The organism is Rhodoferax sp., from assembly GCF_014859475.1.
Classification (GTDB): Bacteria; Pseudomonadota; Gammaproteobacteria; order Burkholderiales; family Burkholderiaceae_C; genus Rhodoferax.
In genome coordinates this window covers 1-6388 of the sequence record NZ_JACUUE010000149.1, presented here as the reverse complement: position 1 = coordinate 6388, position 6388 = coordinate 1, and the positions used below count along the sequence as shown (strand labels likewise).

Genomic DNA, 6388 nt, shown 5'->3' with positions numbered 1-6388 from the left:
TGGGTGCTGGTGCTGCTGTCGATGCTCGACAACCTGGGCATTAACGTCACGGCGCTGGTGGCCAGCCTGGGCATTGGCGGCATTGCCATTGCGCTGGCGGCGCAAAACATCCTTGGCGACCTGTTTGCCTCGCTCACCATCGCCATTGACAAGCCTTTTGTGATTGGCGATTTCATCATTCTGGGCACCGAGATGGGCACCGTGGAGCATGTGGGCCTCAAGACCACCCGCCTGCGCAGCCTCAGCGGCGAGCAAATCATCATGTCGAACAACGACCTGCTGCAAAGCCGCATCCACAACTACAAACGCATGGCAGAGCGCCGCGCGCTGTTTGCCATTGGCGTCACCTACGACACCCCGGCAGAAAAACTGGAACTGATCCCCAAGCTCATCGAGCAAGCCGTGGCAGCGCAAACCGATGCCCGTTTTGACCGCGCGCACTTCAAGAGCTTTGGCGCCTTTTCGCTCGACTTTGAAACCGTGTATCACGTGCGCAAGCCCGACTACGCCGTGTTCATGGACGTGCAACAGGCCATCAACCTGCACTTGGTGCGAAGCTTTACCGAGCACGCCATCGAGTTTGCCTTCCCGACCCAAACGCTGCACCTGAACCACAGCGCCATACCGGGCCTGGCAAATCGGCCTGATGCGCCGCCCGAAACAACAGGGACTTTGGCGTAGCGCGACAGTCCATGCAGGCCAGGGACATGGATTACCTGGGCCAGTGGCACACCCGCATAATCACACCCCGTGAACACCCCTGCCTGGTCTGGAACCGTCAATCGCCGCACCTGGCTTGCCGCCCTGGCAAGCGGCATGGCCCTGCCGACGGCCACTGGCGCCACGCATCGGCCCGAGATCACGCTGCGCTTCTCGCACGTGGTGGCCGAAGAAACCCCCAAGGGCCTGGCCGCCAACCGCTTCAAGGTGCTGGTCGAGCAGCGCAGTGGCGGGCGCATTGGCGTGCAGGTGTACCCCAACGCGCAGCTGTACGGCGACCATGACGAAATGCAGGCGCTGCAGCTGGGCGCAGTCGATTTGGTGGCGCCCTCGCTGTCCAAATTTGGCCGCATCGGCCTGCCTGAATTCGAGATGTTCGACCTGCCGTTTTTATTTGACGATTTGAACGCGGTGCGGCGCATCACGCTGGGCCCCTTGGGCCAGAAGCTGCTGCAAGGCCTGTCGCGCCAAGGCCTGGTCGGGCTGGGTTTTTTTGACAATGGCTTCAAGCAAATGAGCGCCAACCGACCGCTGCTGGAGCCCGGGGATTTTGCCGGTCTGCGCATGCGCGTGCAGGCCTCGCGTGTGATTGCCGCACAAATGCGCGCGCTGGGCGCCAGGCCCGTCACGCTGGCCTTCAGTGAAACCCGCCGCGCGCTGGCTGCCGGTGTGGTCGATGGCACCGAGAACCCGGTGTCCAACTTCTGGACGCAAGCCATGCACGAAGTGCAGAGCGATTTGAGCTTGACCGAGCACGGCTATCTGGGCTACGCCGTGGTCACCAACCAGCGCTTCTGGCAGCACCTGCAAGCCGATGACCGAGCCCTGATCAACCAGGCGCTGCAGGAGTCGCTGGCCTTTGCCAACCAGATTGCCGACACCCAGAACGACCAGGCACTGCTGGCCCTGCGCCAGGCGGGCACCACACGCATCCACAGCCTGAGCGCAGCGCAGCGCAGGCGCATGCACCAAGCCGTGAAGCCGGTGCAGCAGCAACTGGCCCGCTGGATAGGCGAGCGATGGATGGGTGATTTGAAGCTGGCCTTGCGCAAGGTCTGACACGAGCCACAGGGTAAACCCTAGCTGTTGAACGCCACAGTTGTCGCCTGATGCGCGGGCGCATACAGTTGCCCCGTCGTTCGAGACATTCTTATTTTTTCCAACTGAGGAGACATTCATGAAATTGAAACTGGTTGCTGCCGGCGTTTTATTGGCTTTCGGTTTGGGCGCTCAAGCCGCCCCGCTCATCATCAAATACAGCCACGTGGTGGCTGACGTCACGCCCAAGGGCCAAGCCGCGCTGAAGTTCAAGGAACTGGCCGAGAAGAAACTGCCGGGCAAGGTCGAGATTCAGGTGTTCCCCAACAGCCAGCTGTTTGGTGACGGCAAAGAGATGGAAGCCCTGCTGCTCGGCGACGTGCAGATTCTGGCCCCTTCGCTGGCCAAGTTCGGCAAGTACACCAAGCAGATCCAGCTTTTCGATTTGCCTTTCCTGTTTGACGACATCCATGCGGTGGACCGTTTCCAGTCCAGCGCAGCGGGCCAGAAATTGCTCGACTCGATGACCAAAAAAGGCATCAAGGGTTTTGGCTTCTTGCACAACGGCATGAAGCAGCTCTCGGCCAACGTGCCGCTGGGTTACCCCACCGATGCCAAGGGCCTGAAGTTCCGCATCCAGGCCTCTGACGTGCTCGAAGCCCAGTTCAAGGCGGTCGGCGGCAACCCGCAAAAACTCGCCTTTGCCGAGGTCTATCAGGCGCTGCAAACTGGCGTGGTCGATGGCACAGAGAACCCCTGGTCCAACATCTACAGCAAGAAATTCCACGAAGTGCAAAAGTACATCATGGACAGCAACCACGGCGTGCTCGACTACATGGTGATCGGCAACGCCAAATGGTGGGCCGGCCTGCCGCCTGACGTTCAAAAGGGCCTGACCGAAGCCATGAACGAGTCCATCAAATTTGGCAACAAGGTGGCGTTTGAAGAAGACCAGGCATTCCGCCAAAAGGTCATCGACGAAAACAAGGCCAAGGTATTGCCCATGAACAAGGAGCAAACTGCCGCCTGGCGCGCCGCCATGCAACCGGTGTGGCAAAAGTTCGAGTCCGCCATCGGCAAAGACCTGATCGACGCAGCCATCAAGTCCAACAAGTAAGCGGCTCCGCCGTTTAATGCCAACACCCCGGCCAGTCCGGGGTTTTTTTGGGGTATTTCATGAAAATTCTGGATCACCTGGAAGAGTGGATCATTGGGCTGATGCTGGCAGCCATGACCGGTCTGACCTTTTTGCAGGTCGTGATGCGCTATGGGTTCAACAGCGGCTTTTCGTGGGCGCTGGAGCTCACCACTGTGTTTTTTGCCTTCATGATCTTTGTCGGCATTTCTTATGGCGTGCGGGTGGGCTCGCACATTGGCGTCGATGCCCTAGTGAAGATGATGGGGCACAACACGCGGCGCAATGTGTCGATTCTGGCCGTGCTGCTGAGCCTGTTGTATGTGGGCCTGGTACTCATAGGTGCCACCACCTATGTGCTCAAAATGCACGAGGTAGGCATTGAGTTTGAAGACATGCCGATCGAGCGCTGGCAGGTACTGATCATCATGCCGCTGGGTTTTTTGCTCACCGGCTGGCGTTTTGTGCAAATCCTGATCGGCCTGATCAGCGGCAAAACCGACAGCCTGAGGCTGGCCGACGAAGCCGCTGAGGCCATGAAACTCAAGTCTGAAGAGGCCCAATCATGAATACCCTGGTACTTTTTACCGCGCTGTTTTTCTGCATGGCCATCGGCATACCGATTGCCGTGAGCCTGGGGCTGTCGAGCCTGCTGACCATCTTTTTCTTCTCGCAAGACTCATTGGCCTCGATGTCGATCAAGTTGTTTGAGACCAGCGAGCACTACACGCTGATGAGCATTCCGTTCTTTGTGCTGGCCGGAGCCCTGATGAGCACCGGTGGCGTGGCCAAACGCATGGTGGTGTTTGCCATTGCCGCGGTGGGCCATTTGCGCGGCGGGCTGGCCATTGCGTCCATTTTGGCCTGCATGCTGTTTGCCGCAGTGTCTGGCTCCAGCCCGGCCACGGTGGTGGCGATTGGCTCGATCGTGATTGCCGGTATGGTGAAAAACGGCTATCCCAAAGAATTTGCCGCCGGGGTCATCTGCAACGCGGGCACGCTGGGTATTTTGATCCCGCCGTCGATCGTGATGGTGGTCTATGCCGCCGTGACTGAGGTGTCGGTGGGGCGCATGTTCATGGCCGGTGTCGTGCCAGGTCTGCTGCTGGGTCTGATGCTGATGACGGCGGTCTGGTGGCGCTCGGGCAAGCTCAAGGTCAAGCCGCCGCCCAAGGCCAGCGTGCCCGAAGTCTTGCGTGCCTTCAAGGACTCGATGTGGGGCCTGGCGCTGCTGGTCATCATCATGGGCGGTATTTACGGCGGCATCTTCACGCCCACCGAAGCGGCTGCGGTGTCGGCGGTTTATGCGCTGGTGGTGGCGGTGTTCATTTACCGTGATTTGGCCCCCAAGCAAATACCCCACGTGTTTCTGGAAGCCGGCCGCACCACCGTGATGCTGATGTTCATTGTGGCCAACGCGCTGCTGTTTGCCCACGTGCTCACCACCGAGCGTATCCCGCAAACCATTGCCGAACAAATTGTCGGCATGGGCATGACGCCGTGGATGTTCTTGATGGTGATCAACGTCATCTTGCTGATTGCGGGCAACTTCATGGAACCCACCGGCATCATTTTGATTCTGGCACCCATCTTTTTCCCGATTGCCACGCAGCTTGGCATTGACCCGATTCACCTGGGCGTGATCATGGTGGTGAACATGGAGATTGGCATGGTGACGCCGCCGGTGGGGCTGAACCTGTTTGTCACCAGCGGCGTGACCGGCATGAACCTGGTGCAGGTCACCAAGGCCGCCTTGCCGTGGTTGATGGTACTGCTGACCTTTTTGGTCATGGTCACCTATATCCCCGCCATCACCATGACCCTGCCTGACATGATCTTTGGCAAATAAGGCTTGCTGCGCATGATGTAACCCGAGCCCATGTGATTCTCACTGACGAGGCGCCATTCCCGCCACTGATTTATCTGGCATCCGCCACATAGGGGTTGCTGCGCCGCTCCTGCCCAAACGTGCTCTCTGGCCCATGGCCTGGGATGAACACCGTGTCGTCACCCATCGGCCACAGGCGTTGTTTGATGCTGGCGATCAGGGTGTCGTGGTCGCCTTGCGGAAAGTCGGTGCGGCCTATCAAACCGGCAAACAGCACGTCACCCACAAACGCCCGCTTGGCCTCACTTGCGTAAAACACCACATGACCCGGCGTGTGGCCCGGGCAATGGCGCACCGCCAGCGTGCATTGGCCCACGGTAACGGTGTCGCCGTCCTGGAGCCAGCGTGTTGGCGTAAAAGTTTTGGCCGCTGGAAAACCAAACATCCTGCTTTGTTCGGGCAGGCCGTCGATCCAGAACTGGTCGGCCGGGTGCGGGCCGACGATGGGCAAGCCCAGCCGCTCGGCCAGCTCACCGGCGGCGCCGGCATGGTCAATGTGGGCATGGGTGAGCCAGATTTGTTTCAGCGTCAAACCCAGCCTATCCACTTCTTCAAGCAGCAGGTCGAGGTCGCCGCCGGGGTCAATCACCGCCGCTTGCAGCGTCTGGTCACACCAGACCAGGGAACAATTTTGCGCAAAGGCGGTCACGGGCACGGTGAGGTAGCGAAACATGGTTTAAACCCCCGGCTCGCTGCTCACCACCCGGTGCGCCACCAGGTCCAGCGCGGGTTTGGTGTTGCCCTGCTTGTCGGTCCAGACCTTGGGGTTCAGGTGACCCGCGGCGGCCACCGAATCGCCATCGCGCAGCGCCAGCAAGACCGTGCAGGGCACATCATCAAAAGCGATCAGATTGACCATCAGGTGCTCGTTCTCGCTGCTCTGCGCGCGCACTCGCGCCACCACATAAGTGCTGTCGCCCTTTCCTTGGCGCCGCTCGGGGTCGCCGATCAGGCGCCCGGCTATCAATCCATCAATCATTCATAGGCTCCCGGGGTTTTCGTTACAGGCCTGCATGGTAGCCACTTGGCGCGGGTTGACGCTATAGTGCAGGCTTGTTTTATTCCTTTGGAGTGGTGTATGCGCCTGTGGCAACAGCCGGTTTCTGTGGCAGACCTGACCCGTGGCAGCCTGGACACGGCGGTCAGTCATTTGGGCATCGAGTATCTGCAAGTCGGCGACGATTTCATTACGGCCCGGGTGCCGGTGGATGCACGCACCAAGCAACCCTTTGGCCTGCTGCACGGCGGCGTCAGCGTGGTGCTGGCCGAAACGCTGGGCTCGGTGGCGGCCAACCTGGCCTGTCCTGCGGGCTGCCATGCGGTGGGGCTCGACATCAACGCCAACCACCTGCGCGGGGTCACCAGCGGCTGGGTCACCGGCACCACGCGCGCGGTGCACCTTGGCCGCACCACCCAGGTCTGGCAGATCGACATGGTCAACGATGCCGGTGAGCCCACCTGCGTGTCGCGCATCACCATGGCGGTGCTGGCACCGCGCTGAAAAAGACCGTCACTGCGAGCCCCCTGAATCGGGCCCGATACCGCACACGGGCCTTGAACAGAGACTTCGTCATCGCGAGCGAAGCGTGGCGATCCATGACTTCCGG

The 6388-nt window shown here is 60.2% G+C and carries 8 protein-coding genes; 6 read left to right on the top strand and 2 right to left on the bottom strand.

Annotation, left to right across the window (positions count from 1 at the left end):
• The 5 genes from IBX54_RS11460 to IBX54_RS11440 form a co-directional block, all read left to right on the top strand.
• Nucleotides 1–681, top strand: a 681-nt coding sequence (locus IBX54_RS11460; protein ID WP_296542786.1) for a mechanosensitive ion channel family protein, incomplete at its 5' end; no start/stop codon positions are given.
• A gap of 69 nt (nucleotides 682–750) precedes the next feature.
• On the top strand, nucleotides 751–1779 hold the full coding sequence (locus IBX54_RS11455) for a TRAP transporter substrate-binding protein (RefSeq protein WP_296542785.1): 1029 nt from the start codon (nucleotides 751–753) through the stop codon (nucleotides 1777–1779).
• A gap of 118 nt (nucleotides 1780–1897) precedes the next feature.
• The gene (locus IBX54_RS11450; protein WP_296542784.1) at nucleotides 1898–2875 is read left to right on the top strand and encodes a TRAP transporter substrate-binding protein; all 978 of its coding nucleotides are present in this window, start codon (nucleotides 1898–1900) and stop codon (nucleotides 2873–2875) included.
• 59 nt (nucleotides 2876–2934) lie between these two features.
• The gene (locus IBX54_RS11445) at nucleotides 2935–3462 is read left to right on the top strand and encodes a TRAP transporter small permease (protein WP_296542783.1); all 528 of its coding nucleotides are present in this window, start codon (nucleotides 2935–2937) and stop codon (nucleotides 3460–3462) included.
• Nucleotides 3459–4742: a TRAP transporter large permease gene (locus IBX54_RS11440; RefSeq protein WP_296542782.1), complete on the top strand. Its 1284-nt coding sequence runs from the start codon at nucleotides 3459–3461 to the stop codon at nucleotides 4740–4742. Before IBX54_RS11445 ends, IBX54_RS11440 begins: the two co-directional genes overlap by 4 nt.
• Nucleotides 4743–4812: 70 nt before the next feature.
• Here the strand turns inward: IBX54_RS11440 and IBX54_RS11435 are convergent, their stop codons facing one another.
• Complete coding sequence (locus IBX54_RS11435) at nucleotides 4813–5454, bottom strand: MBL fold metallo-hydrolase (RefSeq protein ID WP_296542781.1); 642 nt, start codon at nucleotides 5452–5454, stop codon at nucleotides 4813–4815.
• A 3-nt stretch (nucleotides 5455–5457) separates the two neighbouring features.
• Entirely contained in the window at nucleotides 5458–5760 is a 303-nt protein-coding gene (locus IBX54_RS11430; RefSeq protein ID WP_296542780.1) for a single-stranded DNA-binding protein, read from the bottom strand.
• Nucleotides 5761–5859: 99 nt separating this feature from the next.
• On the opposite strand from IBX54_RS11430, the gene IBX54_RS11425 reads away from it, so the two are divergent.
• Complete coding sequence (locus tag IBX54_RS11425; RefSeq protein WP_296542779.1) at nucleotides 5860–6282, top strand: hotdog fold thioesterase; 423 nt, start codon at nucleotides 5860–5862, stop codon at nucleotides 6280–6282.
• The last annotated feature ends 106 nt before the right edge of the window (nucleotides 6283–6388 follow it).

What these genes read in the sequence shown, in the direction of transcription:
- IBX54_RS11435 (WP_296542781.1), bottom strand. Translation starts at nt 5,454, where the DNA reads ATGTTTCGCTACCTCACCGTGCCCGTGACCGCCTTTGCGCAAAATTGT.
- IBX54_RS11425 (WP_296542779.1), top strand. Translation starts at nt 5,860, where the DNA reads ATGCGCCTGTGGCAACAGCCGGTTTCTGTGGCAGACCTGACCCGTGGC.
- IBX54_RS11450 (WP_296542784.1), top strand. Translation starts at nt 1,898, where the DNA reads ATGAAATTGAAACTGGTTGCTGCCGGCGTTTTATTGGCTTTCGGTTTG.
- IBX54_RS11445 (WP_296542783.1), top strand. Translation starts at nt 2,935, where the DNA reads ATGAAAATTCTGGATCACCTGGAAGAGTGGATCATTGGGCTGATGCTG.
- IBX54_RS11430 (WP_296542780.1), bottom strand. Translation starts at nt 5,760, where the DNA reads ATGATTGATGGATTGATAGCCGGGCGCCTGATCGGCGACCCCGAGCGG.
- IBX54_RS11440 (WP_296542782.1), top strand. Translation starts at nt 3,459, where the DNA reads ATGAATACCCTGGTACTTTTTACCGCGCTGTTTTTCTGCATGGCCATC.